The 19,623-nt window shown below is 60.5% G+C and carries 18 protein-coding genes; 9 read left to right on the top strand and 9 right to left on the bottom strand.

Annotated features, from left to right (window positions below; translation table 11 throughout):
* Positions 1–6: 6 nt before the first annotated feature.
* The 3 genes from QF043_RS29270 to QF043_RS29260 form a co-directional block, all read right to left on the bottom strand.
* Positions 7–2,043, bottom strand: coding sequence for an ABC transporter permease subunit (locus tag QF043_RS29270; RefSeq protein ID WP_307421546.1), 2,037 nt, complete (start codon positions 2,041–2,043; stop codon positions 7–9).
* Between the two features lie 522 nt (positions 2,044–2,565).
* The gene (locus tag QF043_RS29265) at positions 2,566–3,552 is read right to left on the bottom strand and encodes a phosphate ABC transporter substrate-binding protein PstS (protein WP_017135798.1); all 987 of its coding nucleotides are present in this window, start codon (positions 3,550–3,552) and stop codon (positions 2,566–2,568) included.
* A gap of 320 nt (positions 3,553–3,872) precedes the next feature.
* On the bottom strand, positions 3,873–5,162 hold the full coding sequence (locus tag QF043_RS29260; RefSeq protein ID WP_219337450.1) for an MFS transporter: 1,290 nt from the start codon (positions 5,160–5,162) through the stop codon (positions 3,873–3,875).
* Between the two features lie 528 nt (positions 5,163–5,690).
* On the opposite strand from QF043_RS29260, the gene QF043_RS29255 reads away from it, so the two are divergent.
* A complete protein-coding gene (locus QF043_RS29255) occupies positions 5,691–6,095 on the top strand; it encodes an acyl-CoA thioesterase (RefSeq protein WP_003176975.1) in 405 nt (134 codons plus the stop codon).
* 57 nt (positions 6,096–6,152) lie between these two features.
* A complete protein-coding gene (locus QF043_RS29250; protein ID WP_307421141.1) occupies positions 6,153–7,052 on the top strand; it encodes a D-hexose-6-phosphate mutarotase in 900 nt (299 codons plus the stop codon).
* A gap of 134 nt (positions 7,053–7,186) precedes the next feature.
* Here QF043_RS29250 and QF043_RS29245 read toward each other — a convergent pair whose 3' ends face one another.
* The 4 genes from QF043_RS29245 to purE form a co-directional block, all read right to left on the bottom strand.
* Positions 7,187–7,723, bottom strand: a complete 537-nt coding sequence (locus QF043_RS29245; RefSeq protein WP_307421140.1) for a DUF3299 domain-containing protein — start codon at positions 7,721–7,723, stop codon at positions 7,187–7,189.
* A 79-nt stretch (positions 7,724–7,802) separates the two neighbouring features.
* Positions 7,803–8,048 carry a GlsB/YeaQ/YmgE family stress response membrane protein gene (locus QF043_RS29240; RefSeq protein ID WP_015886585.1) on the bottom strand — a complete coding sequence of 82 codons (246 nt, stop codon included), beginning with the start codon at positions 8,046–8,048 and terminating at the stop codon, positions 7,803–7,805.
* Positions 8,049–8,153: 105 nt separating this feature from the next.
* On the bottom strand, positions 8,154–9,239 hold the full coding sequence (locus QF043_RS29235; RefSeq protein ID WP_307421139.1) for a 5-(carboxyamino)imidazole ribonucleotide synthase: 1,086 nt from the start codon (positions 9,237–9,239) through the stop codon (positions 8,154–8,156).
* A 12-nt stretch (positions 9,240–9,251) separates the two neighbouring features.
* Positions 9,252–9,743, bottom strand: a complete 492-nt coding sequence (purE, locus tag QF043_RS29230; protein WP_003195648.1) for a 5-(carboxyamino)imidazole ribonucleotide mutase — start codon at positions 9,741–9,743, stop codon at positions 9,252–9,254.
* Positions 9,744–10,106: 363 nt separating this feature from the next.
* Between purE and QF043_RS29225 the strand changes: the two genes are divergently transcribed.
* A complete protein-coding gene (locus QF043_RS29225) occupies positions 10,107–10,760 on the top strand; it encodes a reprolysin-like metallopeptidase (RefSeq protein WP_307421138.1) in 654 nt (217 codons plus the stop codon).
* Between the two features lie 62 nt (positions 10,761–10,822).
* Here the strand turns inward: QF043_RS29225 and QF043_RS29220 are convergent, their stop codons facing one another.
* Entirely contained in the window at positions 10,823–11,737 is a 915-nt protein-coding gene (locus tag QF043_RS29220) for a LysR substrate-binding domain-containing protein (RefSeq protein ID WP_307421137.1), read from the bottom strand.
* Positions 11,738–11,919: 182 nt separating this feature from the next.
* Here QF043_RS29220 and aspA point away from each other — a divergent pair, with 182 nt between their 5' ends.
* On the top strand, positions 11,920–13,344 hold the full coding sequence (gene aspA / locus QF043_RS29215; RefSeq protein WP_017135792.1) for an aspartate ammonia-lyase: 1,425 nt from the start codon (positions 11,920–11,922) through the stop codon (positions 13,342–13,344).
* Between the two features lie 32 nt (positions 13,345–13,376).
* Here the strand turns inward: aspA and QF043_RS29210 are convergent, their stop codons facing one another.
* Positions 13,377–13,544: a hypothetical protein gene (locus QF043_RS29210; protein WP_307421136.1), complete on the bottom strand. Its 168-nt coding sequence runs from the start codon at positions 13,542–13,544 to the stop codon at positions 13,377–13,379.
* Between the two features lie 193 nt (positions 13,545–13,737).
* Between QF043_RS29210 and QF043_RS29205 the strand changes: the two genes are divergently transcribed.
* The 5 genes from QF043_RS29205 to QF043_RS29185 all read left to right on the top strand — a co-directional run bounded on the left by QF043_RS29205 (position 13,738) and on the right by QF043_RS29185 (position 19,530).
* Complete coding sequence (locus QF043_RS29205) at positions 13,738–15,183, top strand: sodium:alanine symporter family protein (protein ID WP_056860884.1); 1,446 nt, start codon at positions 13,738–13,740, stop codon at positions 15,181–15,183.
* A 76-nt stretch (positions 15,184–15,259) separates the two neighbouring features.
* Entirely contained in the window at positions 15,260–16,237 is a 978-nt protein-coding gene (locus tag QF043_RS29200) for an asparaginase (protein WP_307421135.1), read from the top strand.
* Between the two features lie 51 nt (positions 16,238–16,288).
* Positions 16,289–17,275 carry an AraC family transcriptional regulator gene (locus QF043_RS29195; RefSeq protein WP_307421134.1) on the top strand — a complete coding sequence of 329 codons (987 nt, stop codon included), beginning with the start codon at positions 16,289–16,291 and terminating at the stop codon, positions 17,273–17,275.
* A gap of 132 nt (positions 17,276–17,407) precedes the next feature.
* Positions 17,408–18,442 (top strand): histone deacetylase family protein, encoded by a 1,035-nt coding sequence (locus QF043_RS29190; protein WP_307421133.1) that lies wholly within the window; start codon positions 17,408–17,410, stop codon positions 18,440–18,442.
* A complete protein-coding gene (locus tag QF043_RS29185) occupies positions 18,439–19,530 on the top strand; it encodes a polyamine ABC transporter substrate-binding protein (RefSeq protein ID WP_307421132.1) in 1,092 nt (363 codons plus the stop codon). Before QF043_RS29190 ends, QF043_RS29185 begins: the two co-directional genes overlap by 4 nt.
* Positions 19,531–19,623: the final 93 nt, after the last annotated feature.

Raw genomic sequence — 19,623 nt, 5'->3', positions numbered from 1 at the left:
CCTTTCTTAAAGCGACGAGTATTTCTTGCGCAGACGCTGACGGATCAGCTCGGCGAGGGTGTTCATGATGAAGGTGAACAGCAGCAGCACCAGCGCCGAGAGGAACAGCACGCGGTAGTGACTGCCACCGACTTCCGACTCCGGCATCTCCACCGCAACGTTGGCCGCCAATGTGCGCAGGCCTTCGAACAGGTTCATCTCCATCACCGGGGTGTTACCGGTGGCCATCAGCACGATCATGGTTTCACCCACGGCGCGGCCCATGCCGATCATCAGTGCGGAGAAGATGCCTGGGCTGGCGGTCAGGATCACCACGCGGGTCATGGTCTGCCACGGCGTGGCACCCAGGGCCAACGAGCCCAGGGTGAGGCCGCGCGGCACGCTGAACACCGCGTCTTCGGCGATGGAGTAGATGTTCGGGATTACCGCAAAACCCATGGCCAGACCGACGACCAGTGCGTTGCGCTGGTCGTAAGTGATGCCCAGGTCGTGGGAGATCCACATGCGCATGTCGCCGCCGAAGAACCAGGTTTCCAGGTAGGGGCTCATGTACAGCGAGAGCCAGCCCACAAACAGGATCACCGGAATCAGGATCTTCGCGCTTTCCCAGCCATCCGGAACACGCAGGCGGATCGACTCAGGCAAACGGCTGAAGACAAAACCGGCGACCAGGATGCCAATCGGCAGCAACATCAGCAGGCTGAAAATGCCCGGCAAGTGCCCTTCTACATACGGCGCCAGGAACAGGCCGGCGAAGAAGCCGAGGATCACCGTCGGCATCGCTTCCATCAGTTCGATCACCGGCTTGACCTTGCGGCGCAGGCTCGGGGCCATGAAGTAAGCGGTGTAGATGGCCGCAGCCACCGCCAGTGGCGCGGCCAGCAGCATGGCGTAGAACGCAGCCTTGAGGGTACCGAAGGTCAGCGGGGCCAAACTCATTTTGGGTTCGAAGTCGGTGTTGGCGGCGGTCGATTGCCAGACGTACTTAGGCTCGTCGTAGTTTTCGTACCAGACCTTGCTCCACAGCGCGCTCCAGGACACTTCCGGGTGCGGGTTGTCGAGCAGCAGCGGTTGCAGCTTGCCGCCGGCTTCGACGATCACGCGGTTGGCGCGTGGCGACATGCCGAACAGGCCTTGGCCATCCACCACAGGGTCCACCAGCAAGGTGCGATGCGCGGTGCTGTGGAACACGCCGAACTTGCCGGACGCGTCCAGGGCGGTGAAGCCTTTGCGACGCTCCTCGGCGGTGATTTCCACGATAGGCGCGGTGCCCATCTGGAAGGTGCGAATCTGCTTCAGGCGTTGCTCGCCGTCCGGGTCACGGGCCATGAACCACTGGGCCAGGCCACCCTTGGAGTTACCGACGATCAGCGAGATACCGCCCACCAACTGGGTGCTGGCGGTGATTTCGGCGTTGCCGTCTTCCAGCAGTTTGTAGCGGCCGTTGAGGCTGTTATCGCGCAAGTTGAAGACGTCGGCGAGGGCGCGGCCGTTGACCACATACAGCCACTGCTGGCGTGGGTCGACGAAAATCGCCTTCACCGGTTCGGTCATTTGCGGCAGCTCGATGCGCTTCTGCTCGCTGGTGACTTCACCGGTCATCATGTTTTCTTCGCGGCTCAGGCTCAGTACGTTCAAGAACGAACCCGCGGAGCCTGCAACCACCAGCGATGAATCGGTGGCGTTAAGGGCGACGTGCTCCAGCGGGCGGCCCTGCTCGTCGAGGACGATGGGCGTTTCGCCGTAAGGGTATTCAATGGCCGGTGTAATGGTCTTTTTGCCGTCCGGGTACGACACTTTATAAGTGTGGCGGAACACCAGGGACTGGCCATTGGACAAACCGAGGATCACTAACGGGCTGCCGGGCTGGTCTTTACCGATCGAGGCCACAGTGGCGCCCGCAGGCAATGGCAGGTCGACACGCTTGAGCTCGGCACCGGTGCTCACATCAAAGAACAACGCCTGGCCCTTGTCGGAAACCCGCATGGCGACTTGGTTCTGTTCTTCGAGGGAGATCATCAGCGGCTTGCCGGCATCCTGCATCCAGGCGGGTGTCAGCGCGTCTTCCTTGGTCAGCGAGGCACCCTGGAACAAAGGCGCAACTACATAAGCCAGGAAGAAGAAGATCAGGGTGATGGCGCCGAGCACGGCGAGGCCGCCGATCAACACGTACCAGCGGGTCAGGCGATCCTTGAGCGCGCGAATGCGGCGCTTGCGTTGCAGCTCAGGCGTATTGAAATCAATACGCTTGGGGGGAGAAGTCGTCGTCATGGTGGAATTGGCCAGATCATTCATGCGCACACCCTAGCGATCCTGTATGACAGAAAGATGACAATGCAGTGACGCAAGAAATCCGCCGCGTAGCAGGGCTGGCAGCGGACTAAAAAATTAGGGGTGTAGACGGGCTTAAGGAGCAAGGGATTACTGTGGCGAGCAAGCTTGCTTGCGCTGGGGTGCGAAGCGCCCCCAAGGCTTGCGACTGCTACGCAGTCGAACGGGAGCAAGCTCCCTCGCCACAGCAAGCCCGCTTCCACAGGGCCCGCTGCTACACCAGGTATTGCAGGCTTAGTTGCCTTCTTTCAAACCCAGGTCAGCCAGGGCCTTGGCAGCCACTTTAGCCGGCAGTGGGATGTAGCCGTCTTTGACGACCACTTCCTGGCCCTGTTTGGACAGAACCAGCTTCACGAACTCAGCTTCCAGCGGGGCCAGAGGCTTGTTCGGGGCTTTGTTGACGTACACGTAGAGGAAGCGCGACAGCGGGTATTTGCCGTTCAGGGCGTTTTCTTCGCTGTCTTCGATGAAGTCAGTGCTGCCTTTCTTGGCCAGGGCCACGGTCTTCACGCTGGCGGTCTTGTAGCCGATGCCCGAGTAACCAATGCCGTTCAGCGAGGAGCTGATCGACTGCACGACCGAAGCCGAGCCGGGTTGTTCGTTGACGTTTGGCTTGTAGTCGCCTTTGCACAGGGCTTCTTCTTTGAAGTAGCCGTAGGTGCCGGATACCGAGTTACGACCAAACAGCTGAACCGGCTTGTTGGCCAGGTCGCCGGTCACACCCAGGTCGCCCCAGGTTTTAACGTCGGCTTTAGCACCGCACAGACGCGTCGAGGAGAAAATCGCGTCGACTTGTTCCATGGTCAGGTGCTGGATCGGGTTGTCCTTGTGTACGAACACGGCCAGGGCATCCACGGCAACCGGGATAGCGGTTGGCTTGTAACCGTACTTTTGCTCGAAGGCCGCCAGTTCGGTGTCCTTCATCTTGCGGCTCATCGGGCCCAGGTTGGAGGTGCCTTCAGTCAGCGCAGGAGGTGCAGTGGCGGAGCCGGCGGCCTGAATCTGGATGTTGACGTTCGGGTATTCCTTTTTGTAACCCTCAGCCCACAGGGTCATCAGGTTAGCCAGGGTATCGGAACCGACGCTGGACAAGTTGCCCGACACACCAGTGGTCTTAACGTAAGCCGGGATTGCCGGATCAACACCAGCGGCCACCGCGTTGGCGGTCGCAACGCCAGCAGCGACAAAAGTCATTGCCGCCATCAAACGTTTCAGTTTCATGCCTTGCTCCTAGCAGATAGGGATAGTTGGATCGGGGCCAAGTATCGGTAGGCCGTGTGAACACTCTATGTCTGGAATATGACAATTAGATGAAAGGCCAGTATTTATGAAAAACCTGACAGGAAGGGGAAAGTGCAATAAATCCGGGGCTTGCGAGGAGGTTGAAGCGCTTTAAGCGGTGTTTCAGAAACACGCTGTAATCGTTGGTGAACCCAAAACCTGTGGCGAGGGCGCTTGCTCCCGTTGGACTGCACAGCAGTCCCATGCCTGGGGCCGCTACGCAACCCAGCGGGAGCAAGCGCCCTCGCCACAGGGCTATATCAGCGTCCGCGTTTCCACAGGTAACCGCCCACCGCGATCCCCATCACGCACAGGACGGCCACGTAATAAGCAGGGCCCATCGGGCTTTCCTTCATCAGCAGCGATACCGCCAATGGCGTCAGGCCGCCGAACACGGCATAGGCCACATTGTAGGAGAACGATAAGCCGCTGAAACGCACCACCGGCGGGAATGCTTTCACCATCACGTAGGGCACTACACCGATGGTGCCCACAAACAGGCCGGTCAACGCGTACAGCGGGAACAACCAGTCCGGGTGAGCCATCAGGCTGTGATACAGCGTCCAGGAGGTGGCCAGCAGCAACGCGCAACCGGTGACCAAAACGCGACCAGCACCAAAACGGTCAGCCAGCGCGCCGGAGGCGATGCAGCCCAGGCTCAGCGTAACGATCGCCAGGCTGTTGGCTTGCAGCGCCACGGTCGGGCTGAAGTGGTAGACGGTTTGCAGCACGGTCGGGGTCATCAGGATGACCACAACCACACCCGCCGACAGCAACCACGTCAGCAGCATCGACAGCACAATGGCACCGCGGTGGTCACGCAATACCGCGCGCAACGGCAGCTCGGCAGCCAGGGTTTTGCGCTGCTGCATCTCGGCGAAGATCGGTGTTTCGTGCAACCAGCGGCGCAAGTACACCGACAGCAGGCCGAACACACCGCCCAGCAGGAACGGGATACGCCACGCGTAATCCGAGACCTGCTCCGGGGTATAGAGGGTGTTGATGGCGGTGGCCACCAGCGAGCCCAGCAAAATACCGGCGGTGAGGCCGCTGGTCAGGGTGCCGCAGGCATAGCCGATGTGGCGCGGCGGCACGTGTTCGGAAACAAACACCCAGGCGCCCGGTACTTCGCCGCCAATGGCGGCGCCCTGGATGACGCGCATCAGCAGCAACAATAGCGGCGCCCACAGGCCGATCTGTGCGTAGGTCGGCAGCAGGCCCATGATCAGGGTCGGCACGGCCATCATGAAGATGCTCAGGGTGAACATTTTCTTGCGGCCCAGCAGGTCACCGAAGTGCGCCATGATGATGCCGCCCAGCGGGCGTGCCAGGTAGCCGGCGGCGAAGATGCCGAAGGTCTGCATCATGCGCAGCCATTCAGGCATGTCGACGGGGAAAAACAGCTTCCCGACCACGGTGGCGAAAAATACAAAGATAATGAAGTCGTAGAATTCCAGCGCCCCGCCCAAGGCAGACAGCGACAGGGTTTTGTAGTCGTTGCGGGTCAGCGGGCGCGAAGGTTGCGCACTGCTTGCAGGCACGGAGGACATGGCAAGGCTTCTCTTATTGTCAGGACGGCGAACGCGAGACCCCGGCAAGCGCCGGGGTCGGTTCGGCACGATAACAAATCGCCCGCAAAAGCACAGCGTTGCTTGACGCCCGCGTGTGCACAGCGCTCGCGGGAACGCTGGCATGTCGGGCTTCTCTTGCAAAGGTGCTCACCCGAATAACAGCCCGGACGCTGTAAATAATCCCGGCGATAGGCACAGTTTCTGCAAAAAGCCGCGATACAGCGCAGATTTGCCGACCAAATGAGCTTGCGGAGGTCGTCGTCGCCACAGGGTCTCGATATACTCGGCCCGTGCCAGCGCCAAACCCGCTGTCTTGAGGGGCTGCTGTGCCAAAACGTTGTTGGAAGAGCCTCAGGTTACGTTCCAGCCGCTTTGGCAGAGTTTCCCTTTAGTGCGCCTTACGAGAAACGTATCGAGCGGTGTAGGTTGGTGCTGAAACGTTTTTCCAGAAGACGGCTATCCACTTGAAACACCCATGAAGCGTTACGGGTCAGAGGCACCCTCGGCATGATTGAACTCGAACAAGAAGATCCTATCCCGCAAGGCGATCTCGCCTTGCAAATCACCGCGTTGCCGCGTGAAACCAATGGATTTGGCGATATCTTCGGCGGCTGGCTGGTCGCGCAGATGGACCTGGCCGGCACGGCCATGGCCAGCAAGGTCGCCGGCGGCCGCGTGGCCACCGTAGCGATTGATCGCATGGCATTCCTGGTGCCGGTGGCCGTCGGCGCGCAGCTGTCTTTCTACACGCAGGCCCTGGAAATCGGCCGCAGCTCGATCCAGATGATGGTCGAAGTGTGGAGCGACGACCCGCTGTCGAGCGAATGGCGCAAAGTCACCGAGGCGGTGTTTGTGTTCGTCGCCATCGATGGCAGCGGCCGCACGCGTTCGGTACCGTCGCGCGCGCGTTAAACCTCACCGGGTTTTGACGGTCAATTGCCCCATTGCCTGCCATAAAGAGTGCTTTGTATGCCTGTGCCCCACGTTGAAACTGTGAAAATCGACGAGCTGGACTGCTGGCGCATTCGCCACAATGGCGCTGAATTGATGGTGGCCCAACAGGGCGCGCACATCTTCAGTTACCAGCGTCAGGGCGAACAGCCGCTGATTTGGCCGAACCCTGCGGCGGTGTACAAGCAAGGCAAGGGCATCCGTACCGGCGTGCCGGTGTGCTGGCCATGGTTTGGTGTGTTTGACCGCAACCCGCAGAGCGTCAAGGCGATGCGCCAGAGCGAGCAACCGGCCGGTGCCCATGGTTTTGTGCGCACGGCACAGTGGGAGCTGGCTGCGAGCGAACTCGAAGGCCAAGCGCTGCGGGTGGATTTGGTGCTGCCGGCTCCCGAGGGCGGCTTCCCCGGCTGGCCGCATCAGGTCGACCTGACACTGAGCCTGCTGTTGGGCGATCAACTGCACATTCGCCTGACCAGCCACAACCGTGGCACCGACACCGTGACACTCAGCCAGGCGCTGCACACGTATTTCGCCGTGAGTGACGTGCGCAAGGTGCAGGTCGAAGGGCTGGATGGGCTGGCGTATATCGACACCGCCGATGGCTGGGCCGAGAAGAAGCAGTCCGGCCTGCTGCACTTCAGTGCCGAAACTGACCGTATCTACCTGAATACTCCGGCGCAGTTGGATATCGTCGATACCGATTGGCAGCGTCGCATCCAACTGACCGCCGAGGGTTCGAACTCGACGGTGATCTGGAACCCGTGGACCGAACGCGCCAAGGCGTTTGACGACATGGCCGATGATGGCTGGCAGGGCATGCTGTGCATCGAGACGGCGAATGTGCTGGATGATGTGGTGAGCCTGGCGCCGGGTGCAAGCCATACCTTGGGTGTGAGCATCGCCAGCTTCGCTCTGTAAAAACCAATCAACATGTGTGAGCACGCTTGTGTGGGAGCTGGGCTTGCCCGCGATACAGGCGCCTCGGTGAATCAGTGATACCGAGGTGATGCTATCGCAGGCAAGCCAGCTCCCACATTGATGGGGTGCTTGGCTTAGAGATCGGACTCTTTCACTACTCTGACCTTCCCCGCATCCAGCGCATACGCCGCATCTGCCAGGTCATTGTTGACCTTCTCCACCTTCAACGTGCCCGTCACCCACAGCGGCGTGTAGATATCATCCAGCTTCAGCCCCTTGGGATAACGCACCAGCACCAACTGGTTAGGCGGCGGTGGCGGTACGTGGATGCAGGCGCCTGGGTACGGCACCAGGAAAAACAGGGTGCTGCGGCCCTTCTCGTCGGTTTCCAACGGTACCGGGTAGCCGCCGATGCGGATGTTCTTGCCGTTCATGGCGGCCACGGTCTTGGTCGAGTACATCACCGCCGGCAAGCCTTTGCTCTGCTTCAAGCCACCTTTGTCGGTGAACGTGCCTTGGGCTTCGGGGGAGTTGTGGTCGATCTCGGGCATGGCTTCGAGGGCTTTCTGGTCTGAAAGCGGCATCAGGTCGAGCCAATCGGTTTCCGGCAGTTCACCGGCGTGCGCCAGGCCGGAGCCCAACAGGAGGAGTGTGAATAAAAGACGGCGCATGAAAAAAGCTCGGCAAGTTCAGATGCCGAGCATTCTAGCCCTCTGCGCCTGCGCAGCGCAGAGGGCTTTGTCGCTTAGATCATTTCTTTCTCAGCAGGCCGTAGATTACCAGCAACACGATGGCGCCGATCAGCGCGCCGAGGAAGCCCGCGCCTTGACCCGCCTGGTAGATGCCCAGGGCCTGACCACCGTAGGTGGCAACCAGGGAACCTGCGATACCCAGCAGGATGGTCATGATCCAGCCCATGCTGTCGTCGCCAGGCTTGAGGAAGCGCGCCAGCAGGCCGACGATCAAGCCGATAAAGATGGTTCCAATGATACCCATGGCATTTCCCTCTGAATGAAGTGAACTACACAAAAGCCTAGTCAGACTTTAGCGTCCTGCAATCAGAGAGGCAGCGATAACCAATGGTTCCCGCCGCCCTCAAGGTTATTGCTCGGCGATCAGTGCTTCGACCTTGAGGATCTGCGCCTCAAGGGTCGCACGGTCCTTGCAGCGCAGGTTGGCGTGGCCAACTTTACGCCCGACTTTGAAAGCCTTGCCGTAGTGGTGCAGGTGGCAGTCATCAATGGCGATGACTTTTTCTACCGGTGGCACTGCACCGATAAAGTTGAGCATGGCGCTCTCGCCCACCTTGGCCGTGGAACCCAACGGCAAGCCCGCCACCGCCCGCAGGTGGTTTTCGAACTGGCTGCACTCGGCGCCTTCGGTGGTCCAGTGCCCGGAGTTGTGCACGCGCGGGGCGATTTCGTTGGCCTTGAGGCCGCCGTCGACTTCAAAGAACTCGAACGCCATCACGCCGACGTAATCCAGTTGCTTGAGTACACGGCTGGAATAGTCTTCGGCCAAGGCCTGCAACGGGTGGTCGGTGCTGGCCACGGACAGCTTGAGGATGCCGCTGTCGTGGGTGTTGTGCACCAACGGGTAGAAGCGGGTCTCGCCGTCACGGGCACGCACGGCGATCAGCGACACTTCACCGGTGAACGGCACAAAGCCTTCCAGCAGGCAGGCGACACTGCCCAGTTCGGCAAAGGTGCCAACCACATCGGCAGCGGTGCGCAGGACTTTCTGGCCCTTGCCGTCATAACCCAGGGTGCGGGTCTTGAGCACGGCTGGCAGGCCGATGCTGGCGACGGCGGCGTCCAGGTCCGCCTGGGACTGGATATCGGCGAAGGCCGGGGTCGGAATGCCCAGGTCCTTGAACATACTCTTTTCGAACCAGCGGTCGCGAGCGATGCGCAAGGCTTCGGCGCTCGGGTACACCGGCACGAACTGCGACAGGAAGGCCACGGTTTCAGCCGGGACGCTTTCGAATTCGAAGGTCACCAGGTCGACTTCATCGGCCAGTTGGCGCAGATGGTCCGGGTCGCTGTAGTCAGCGCGCAGGTGTTCACCCAGGGCCGCCGCGCAGGCGTCCGGCGCCGGGTCCAGAAAAGCGAAGCTCATCCCCAGCGGGGTGCCCGCCAAGGCCAGCATGCGACCCAGTTGGCCGCCACCGATTACACCGATTTTCATCAATCAATACCTTCAGGCAATACGTGGGTCTGGGTTGTCCAACACGCTGTCTGTCTGCTCAGCACGGAATTTTTTCAGCACCGCATGGAACTGCGGGTGCTTGGCACCCAGGATGCTGGCGGACAGCAACGCGGCGTTGATCGCGCCGGCCTTGCCGATTGCCAGGGTGGCCACCGGAATACCGGCCGGCATCTGCACGATGGACAACAGCGAATCCACGCCCGAGAGCATCGACGACTGCACCGGCACACCGAGCACTGGCAGGTGGGTCTTGGCCGCACACATGCCTGGCAGGTGCGCCGCACCGCCGGCACCGGCGATGATCACCTCGATGCCACGGGATTCTGCTTCATCGGCATACTGGAACAGCAAATCCGGGGTGCGGTGGGCAGAGACCACTTTCACTTCATACGGAATGCCGAGTTTTTCCAGCATATCGGCGGTGTGGCTAAGGGTGGACCAATCGGACTTGGAGCCCATGATCACGCCAACCAATGCACTCATCGTCGTGCCTCTTCTCTCTGGGCGCCCGCAGGCGCGTCAAAAAACAACAAGCCACGCGGGAAATCCGGCGTGGCTTGGTGTACGAATTAAGGCCGGTTGGACCGGCCGAAGGCCGCGCAGTATACCGTAATAATCCAGATAAACAGCCCCTGGAATGACCATCTGTCATTCCTTGCTACCGAGGGATTTATTGACTCTAAGGTCAGCCTCTAACGCACGCCAAAGCACAACACTCATGCCCGCTCGCCAAACCGCCGTACCGTCGAGAATTAATTACCGCCCGGTAGAATGCCCTCATTCAATACACTCACTGACATCCTGATTCACTATCAGTAACTTTGAACTTCTTGAAAGGATTAAAGGATGACTCAGACAATCGAAGACCTACCCAAAAAAGATATTACCATTATCGCTGTTATTCATAATGACGTGGCGCAGTCAAAACGAAAAACCATTTACGCTGATTATTTTCACCCAGTTGTAAACGAGCTGGAGAGCTTCGCAGAGCGGAAAATCAATGTCGTCTTCGCGCAACGCGAGCCCCAAAGCAGCATGGAATATAAAGGCGATGTTTTTGATGACGCGGCAATACGCTGGGGAACTGTCGGCACTCAAATTCTCGAAGAAATGACGAACGAAGGCTTAGAAACCAATGAGTTGACCAAAGTCGTTCTCGTTACCAACGATCCATTAAACGATAAAGTTTTAGGCGTCGCGAGAACAAATGGGGAAACCAAAGGCGGAACATTCGCCATCGCATCATTGGTCTCGCCAGAAGTCGTCGCGCATGAGCTCGGTCATTTATTAGGGGCCAAACATGACGACTCTGAAGTACATATCAAGCGCCGCTGGGCCAGTGGCCTTAAGCTCCTCGAAGCTTGGTGGCTATTCGGAAGCTGGTACGAGGACATTAATACTTATACCTACATGGCACCCCACAGTAGCAGTTCCACCACTTACACTTTCAGCCCCGCCAATCGGCAAAATATTAAGAATTATCTGGCCAGCAAAGATTAATACCAACAGCCCTTTTACCGTTTTACTTCCATCAGTTCGAACAATCACTGACCTTCCTCCGCTCAGGCGGAGGAACTCACCGCGCTGCCACTTTCGAGCTTGCGCCACAACAACCGCACATTCGCCTTGCGCACCAGCGCGCAGCGATACAAGCGAATCTCCAGCGGCACATGCCATTGCGACCCGCCGCACACTACCAGTTCACCACGGGCCAGTTCCGCCCGTACGCTCAATTGCGGCACCCAGGCGATGCCCAGCCCTTCCAGCGCCATGCTCTTGAGGCTGTCGGCCATGGCGGTTTCATAGATGGTGGTAAAGCGCAGAGCCCTCTGGCGCAGCAGCAAATTCACCGAGCGCCCCAGGAACGCACCGGCACTGTAGGCCAGCAACGGCACGCTGCCCTCACCTTCCAGGTCGAACAGCGGTTTGCCGTCGGCGTCGGCGGCGCACACCGGGAGCATCTCGGTGTTGCCCAGATGCAGCGAGGGAAAGATCTCGGCGTCCATCTGCATGGCCGCGTCCGGGTCGTAGAACGCGAGCATCAGGTCACAGCCACCTTCGCGCAGCGCGTGCACGGCGTCACCGACGTTAGTGGCAACCAATCGCGTGGCGATGTTCAAACCTTCGTTGCGCAGTTGCGCGATCCAACGGGGGAAGAAGCCCAATGCCAGGGAGTGGGCGGCGGCCACTTGCATGACTTCGCCCTGCCCGCCTTCCAGATGATGCAAATGGCGCAGCACTTCACCGAGCTGCTCGACCACCGTGCGCGCGGTGACCAGGAACAACTGCCCCGCCGCCGTCAGCTCCACCGGTGTGCGTGAGCGATTGACCAGGGTTAACCCCAGTGCCGCTTCCAGGCTGCGAATACGTCGACTGAAGGCCGGCTGGGTCACAAAGCGCCGCTCCGCCGCCTGGGAAAAGCTGCGGGTCGCCGCCAGGGCGCTGAAGTCTTCCAGCCATTTGCTTTCAAGGTTCATCACTTCCTCCCACGGGTATGCACCATTTTGGCACACACGCCCGCCATGATAACCGGGTCACACCTACATTATGCCGTTTGTGCATAGGCCAGTGCTTAACAGCATTGGCCCAAAAACTTCTACAAGCCTAGCATTCGCAGCGTTCCGGCCTGTTCCGGGTCCATATCGAGATGATTTCCGTCATGTCCTCCGCTGCATCATTCCGCACAGAAAAAGACCTGCTTGGCGTACTCGAAGTACCGGCTCAAGCGTATTACGGCATCCAGACCCTGCGAGCGGTGAACAACTTCCGCCTCTCGGGCGTTCCGATTTCGCATTACCCGAAATTGGTGGTCGGCCTGGCAATGGTCAAGCAAGCAGCCGCTGATGCCAACCGCGAGTTGGGCCAGCTCAGCGAAGCCAAGCACGCTGCCATCAGCGAAGCGTGTGCCCGTCTGATCCGCGGCGATTTCCACGAAGAGTTCGTGGTGGACATGATTCAAGGCGGCGCTGGCACTTCAACCAATATGAATGCCAACGAAGTCATCGCCAACATCGCGTTGGAGGCCATGGGCCACAACAAGGGCGAGTACCAGTACCTGCACCCCAACAACGACGTGAACATGGCGCAGTCGACCAACGACGCCTACCCAACCGCGATCCGCCTGGGTCTGCTGCTGGGCCATGACGCGCTGCTGGCCAGCCTCGACAGCCTGATCCAGGCATTCGCCGCCAAAGGCGTCGAGTTCGGTCACGTGCTGAAAATGGGTCGCACCCAATTGCAAGACGCTGTGCCGATGACCCTCGGCCAGGAATTCCGCGCCTTCGCCACCACCCTGGGTGAAGACCTGGCCCGCCTGAAAACCCTGGCGCCAGAGCTGCTGACCGAAGTGAACCTGGGCGGCACCGCCATCGGCACCGGCATCAACGCCGACCCACGTTACCAGGCCCTGGCCGTACAACGCCTGGCGCTGATCAGCGGCCAGCCGCTGGTTCCGGCTGCCGACTTGATCGAAGCCACCTCCGACATGGGCGCTTTCGTGCTGTTTTCCGGCATGCTCAAGCGTACTGCGGTGAAGCTGTCGAAGATCTGCAACGACCTGCGCCTGCTGTCCAGCGGCCCACGCACCGGCATCAACGAGATCAACCTGCCGGCACGCCAGCCAGGCAGCTCGATTATGCCCGGCAAGGTTAACCCGGTGATCCCGGAAGCCGTGAACCAGGTAGCGTTCCAGGTTATCGGTAACGACTTGGCGCTGACCATGGCAGCCGAAGGTGGCCAACTGCAGTTGAACGTGATGGAGCCGCTGATCGCTTTCAAGATCTTCGACTCGATCCGCCTGCTGCAACGCGCCATGGACATGCTGCGCGAGCACTGCATCGTCGGCATTACCGCCAACGAAGCCCGTTGCCGCGAGCTGGTGGAACACTCCATCGGCTTGGTCACCGCGCTGAACCCGTACATCGGCTATGAAAACGCCACCCGCATTGCGCGTATCGCTCTCGAAAGCGGCCGCGGCGTGCTGGAACTGGTGCGCGAAGAAGGCTTGCTCGACGACGCCATGCTCGACGACATCCTGCGCCCCGAAAACATGATTGCCCCACGTTTGGTCCCGCTGAAGGCCTAAGCGTTTGATGCACCGCTCACCAGGTTGAGGGACTAGACACCTCTCACCTTTTGAGGGCCTGAAGGCTCGTTCTTCAGGCCCTTTTTTTTGCCCCAAGGTTGTGAAATGAAGCCCATAAAAATTCCAATATCGCCCTGCAAACCCTCCTTGCCTGCAACCGCCTGGCTGAAACCTTTAATCGCCCCGTGCAGACGGATCACGCTCGCCTAGGTATAGTGCCGCCCCTCTTCGCGTCTGCGGCCGTCGGTAACGAGGCCCGCAGACATCGCGAAAGCGCATGAATAACAACACCCGCAAAAGGATTGGGGTCGAACCGTCGCGCACTGCCTGGTGCTATGTGAGGGATCGGACCGTCCTGCGTTTGCCATTAGAAAAATCAGCGAGGAACACTCCATGCTCGAAGTCATCAACGACTTCCTCTCAGGGAAAGTACTGATCGTGCTCATTGTCGGGCTCGGCGGTTATTTCACGATCCGCTCGCGTTTCGTACAGTTGCGTCACTTTTTCCACATGTTCTCGGTGTTCAAAGACAGCCTGAAGAGCAGCTCCGGCCAGCTCAGTTCCTTCCAGGCGCTGATGCTCAGCCTGGCCGGCCGCGTGGGTGCCGGTAACATCGCCGGCGTCGGCATTGCCGTGACCCTGGGTGGCCCGGGCGCCGTATTCTGGATGTGGGTCACCGCGCTGGTGGGCATGTCCTCGAGCTTTATCGAGTGCTCCCTTGGCCAGTTGTACAAGCGCACCGATGCCGAAGGCACCTACCGGGGCGGCCCGGCGTATTACATCCAGCACGGTTTGCAGAAGCGCTGGCTGGGTATGGTCATGGCGTTCCTGTTGCTGGTGACTTTCGGTTTCGCCTTCAACGGCCTGCAAGCCCACGCCGTGACTCACTCGCTGAACAACGCCTTCGGCCTGGACACCACCTACACCGGCCTGGCGCTGGCCGTATTGCTGGGCCTGGTATTTATCGGCGGGATCAAGCGCATCGCTTCGATTGCCGACCTGCTGGTGCCGGTCAAGACCCTGGTCTACATCGCTGTGACCCTGTACGTGATCGTGCTGCAATTCGACCACGTACCGGCCATGCTCGCGACCATCGTCAAGAGCGCGTTCGGCCTCGACCAAGCCTTCGGTGGCCTGGTGGGCAGCGCGATCATCATGGGTGTGAAGCGCGGCGTGTTCGCCAACGAAGCAGGTTTAGGCAGTGCGCCTAACGTGGCAGCGGTGGCCTCGGTAGAACACCCGATCGCCCAAGGCGTGGTCCAGGCGTTCAGCGTGTTCCTCGACACATTCGTGATCTGCACCTGCACCGCGTTGCTGATCCTGCTCTCCGGTTTCTACACCCCAGGCTTTGAAGGCGACGGCATTGCCCTGACCCAGAACTCCCTGGCGGCGGTAGTCGGTGACTGGGGCCGCATGTTCATCTCGGTGGCCCTGGCGTTGTTCGTGTTCACCTCGATCATGTACAACTACTACCTGGGCGAGAGCAACTTGCGCTTCCTGGTGGGCAACAACCGCAAGGTGCTGATGGGCTACCGTGCGCTGGTGCTGGTGCTGATTTTCTGGGGTTCGATCGAGAACCTGAGCACCGTGTTCGCCTTCGCCGACATCACCATGACCTTGCTCGCGTTCGTGAACCTGTTCGCCCTGGCGTTCCTGTTCAAGATTGCCATGCGCATCCTCAATGACTACGACAACCAGCGCGCTGCGGGCATCAAGACGCCGGTGTTCGACTCCAGCCAGTTCCCCGACCTGGACCTGGACCGCAAGGCCTGGCCGGCCAATCCGGCAAAGCCGGAAGCAGTCGCCTCGGCTGAACTGAGCGCTCAAGCGCAACGTTAATCACCGCTAGATGACACGCCGCCCGGCCTTGGGCATGCTCTGGGCCCGGCGGCGTTTTTCGTTCAGGAGATTTTTCATGCAACCAGCTAACAACGTGATGGTGCTCTACACCGGCGGCACCATTGGCATGCAAGCCAGCGCCAACGGCCTGGCGCCGGCGTCGGGATTTGAGGCGCGCATGCGCGAACAGCTCGCCGATGCAGCAGTGCCCACCTGGCGCTTTCAAGAGATGTCGCCACTGATCGACAGCGCCAACATGACGCCCACCTACTGGCAGCATCTGCGCAGCGCCGTGGTTGAGGCCGTGGACGCAGGCTGCGATGCGGTGCTGATCCTGCACGGCACCGACACCCTGGCCTACAGCGCGGCAGCCATGAGCTTTCAACTGCTGGGCCTGCCGGCGCCGGTAGTCTTCACCGGCTCCATGCTGCCGGCCGGCGTGCCCGACAGCGATGCCTGGGAAAACGTCAGCGGCGCGTTGACGGCCTTGGGCGAAGGCCTGGCGCCGGGCGTGCAGCTGTACTTCCACGGCGCGCTGATGGCACCGACCCGTTGCGCGAAAATCCGCAGCTTCGGTCGCCATCCATTTGCAGCCCTGCAGCGCAATGGCGGCGTCGCCCAGGCCGACATGATCCCGGCCGCCCTGCATTACCGCCAGCCCAAAGCCTTGGCCAATGTCGGCGTGTTGCCGCTGGTGCCGGGCATCGCCGCCGCGCAACTGGATGCGTTGATCGACAGCGGCATCCAGGCGCTGGTGCTGGAGTGCTTCGGCAGCGGCACCGGGCCGAGCGATAACCCTGCGTTTCTCGCCAGCCTCAAGCGTGCGCAGGATCTGGGTGTCGTCGTAGTCGCAATCACCCAATGCCATGAAGGCGGCGTGGAGCTGGACGTGTACGAAGCCGGCAGCCGCTTGCGTGGCGTGGGCGTGCTGTCCGGTGGCGGCATGACCCGCGAAGCCGCGTTCGGCAAGCTCAATGCCCTGCTCGGCGCAGGGCTTGAGACAGGCGAAGTGCGCCGCTTGGTGGAACTGGACCTGTGCGGCGAACTGAGCTGACCGGCATGTAACTTGCTCCACTTCCAGCCATCCCCTGGCTGGAAGTTCCCAATGCTGCACTCCCACCTCACCACCCTCAATGCTGTTTCGCTGGTGCTCAACACCTTCAAAGGTTTGCCCCATGAGGCACTGCTGGCCGGCAGCGGCATCTGTGCGGCGGACTTGACCCGGGCCGACACGCGCATCACCACCAATCAGGAAATGCGCGTGTGCGCCAATGCCGTGGCCCTGCGCCGCGATGTCGGCCTGGAGCTGGGCGCACAAATGCATGTGTCGGCCTACGGCATGCTCGGTTACGCCCTGCTCACCAGTGCCACCTTTGGTGACGCATTGCGACTGGCCCTGCGGTATCCGGCGCTGCTGGGAACACTGTTCGAGCTGAGCCTTGAAGAAGACGGTGAGCGCATCTGGTTCACCGCCGGCGATTACCGGGAAAACCCCAGCCTGGAAATGTTCAACGTCGAGTTATGCCTTACATCGCTCAAAGTGATCTGCGACGACCTGCTCGGCCAGCCTCTGCCCTTACTGGCTGCGCGCTTTGAACATGACGCCCCCGACTACCGCACGCGCTACGCCGAGCGTTTCCCTTGCACGCTGCAATTTCAGGCCACCGCCAATGCCTTTGCCTTCGACAAACACTGGCTGGACCGACCTCTGCCCCTGGCCGACGCCATCACCCACCAGGCCATGGCCGAGCGTTGTCGTAAACAAAACCTGGAGTTCACCGGGCGCCAGGCCTGGCTTGGCAGAATTCGCCAACTGCTCACCGCACAGCTTGACGCCGCGCCCGGCCTTGAAGGTTTGGCCGAGCAGATGAACTGTTCAGCGCGCACCCTGCGCCGGCATCTGCATGACCTGGGCTGCAGCTACCAGGAGCTGTTGGACGAGTTGCGCTTCGAACGCGCCAAGCAACTGCTGGCTGAGGACCAGTGGCCGATCTACCGGATTGCCGAGGCACTGGGCTTCAGCGAAACCGCAAGCTTCAGGCATGCCTTTGTGCGTTGGAGTGGCGTGGCACCGAGCCAATTTCGCGCATGATGCTTCATTGAGGGGCGAATTAAGGACAGACAATTTGGCCATAATTATCCCCTTTTGGCCGCTCCTGCCGTTCTCTTAAAGCACGCCCGCCGCAAGACTGGATCCACCGATACAGCCTGCGGAGAACAACAAATGCTGACGATCTACTCGGACGATCACCACCTGCACCATGGCCGCTGTGAGTTGATGGACGGGCAACTGATGCCCTGCTTTGAAATGCCCTCGCGCGCCGACCACGTGTTGCAACGGGTCAAAGACCGCGAACTGGGCCCGGTGCACGCACCGCAGGATTTCGGCCTGGCGCCGCTGCAGCGTGTCCACAGCCACGACTACCTCGACTTCTTCCAGGGCGCCTGGCAGCGCTGGACCGAGTACGGCCAGGACGGCGACTTGTTGCCCTACACCTGGCCCGCGCGCACGCTGCGCCGGGTGATCCCCACAAGCCTGCATGGCCAGCTCGGCTATTACAGTTTCGACGGCGGCGCGCCGATTACCGCCGGCACCTGGCAAGCGGCCTACAGCGCAGCGCAAGTCGCCCTCACGGCGCAACAGGCCATCCAGAACGGCGCCCACAGTGCGTTCGCCCTGTGCCGCCCGCCCGGGCACCACGCCGCAGGTGATTTGATGGGCGGTTATTGCTACCTCAACAACGCCGCCATTGCCGCCCAGGCCTTCCTCGACCAAGGCCACAAACGCGTCGCGATCCTGGATGTGGATTACCACCACGGCAACGGCACCCAGTCGATTTTCTATGCACGCAGCGACGTAGTGTTCACCTCGATTCATGGCCACCCGGAAGCCGAGTTTCCGTTTTTCCTCGGCTATGCCGACGAGCTGGGCGAAGGTGACGGCGAAGGCTTCAATTTCAACTACCCACTGCCGGCCGGTTCCGGTTGGGCAGCCTGGAGTGCCGCACTGGAAGAAGCCTGCACCGAGATCCAACGCTATGGCGCCGACATCATCGTCGTGTCCCTGGGCGTGGACACGTTCAAAGACGACCCTATCTCGCAGTTCAAGCTCGACAGCCCGGACTACCTGGCCATGGGCGCGCGCATTGCCCGGTTGGGCAAGCCCACGCTGTTTGTGATGGAAGGCGGCTACGCGGTGGAAGAAATCGGCATTAACGCCGTCAACGTCCTCGAAGGTTTTGAAGGAGCAGCCCAATGAACAGGCTCAAGTCGCTCGTCCTCTGTGCCGCCGTCCTCAGCGGCGCGGCTCACGCCGAAGAGAAAACCCTCAAGGTCTACAACTGGTTCGACTACATCACGCCCAAAGCCCTGGAAGATTTCAAGGCGCAGAACCCCACTATCAAATTGGTCTACGACATCTTCGACACCAACGAAGCGCTGGAAGCCAAGCTGCTCACCGGCAATTCCGGCTATGACGTGGTGGTGCCGTCCAACGTATTCCTGGCCAAGCAGATCGAGGCCGGTGTGTTCCAGCCGCTGGACCGCAGCAAGCTGCCGAACTGGAACCACCTCGACCCCAAGCTGATGAAGCTGATCGAAGCAAACGACCCCGGCAATAAATTCGCCGTGCCTTACATGTACGGCACCATTCTCATTGGCTTCAACCCGGCCAAGGTCAAGGCCGCCCTGGGCGACAATGCGCCGGTCGACAGTTGGGATTTGATTTTCAAAGAAGAGAACATCAGCAAGCTCAAGCAATGCGGCGTGGCGCTGCTGGATTCGCCATCAGAAATCCTGCCCCTGGCCTTGCAGCACCTTGGCCTGGACCCCAACAGCAGCAACCCCAAGGACTACGACAAGGCTGAAGCGCTGCTGATGAAGATCCGCCCGTACATCACCTACTTTCACTCCTCCAAATACATGGCCGACATCGCCAACGGTGATATCTGCGTGGCCGTGGGCTATTCCGGCAGCTTCTCCCAGGCCGCCAACCGCGCCAGAGAAGCCAAGAATGGCGTGACGGTGGACATGCGCCTGCCCAAAGAAGGCGCGCCGATCTGGTTCGACATGCTCGCCATCCCCAAAGGCGCAAAAAACCCGGACGACGCCTACACCTTTATCAACTACCTGCTGCAACCCAATGTGATCGCGCCGGTCAGCGATTTTGTCGGCTATCCCAACCCGAACAAAGACGCCACCGAGCTGGTCGACCCGGCCATTCGCCACAACCCCAACCTGTACCCGACCGAGGCGGCGATGGCTACGCTCTATACCCTCAAGCCCCTGGACAGCAAAGCCGAACGGGCCAGAACACGGGCCTGGACCAAGATCAAATCCGGCACCTGACCAAGGCCTGGGTTCGCAAGCAGGCCTATGTAAGTACCGCCTCTCTGCCTGGCCGCGCCCTAGCATGGAAAGCCCTAGCCTTTACCTCGGGCT

This window comes from Pseudomonas sp. W3I7, assembly GCF_030816095.1.
GTDB classification, from domain to species: Bacteria; Pseudomonadota; Gammaproteobacteria; order Pseudomonadales; family Pseudomonadaceae; genus Aquipseudomonas; species Aquipseudomonas salomonii.
Note: the sequence above shows the minus strand (reverse complement) of the source record. Positions and strands in the feature narration are given on the sequence as shown.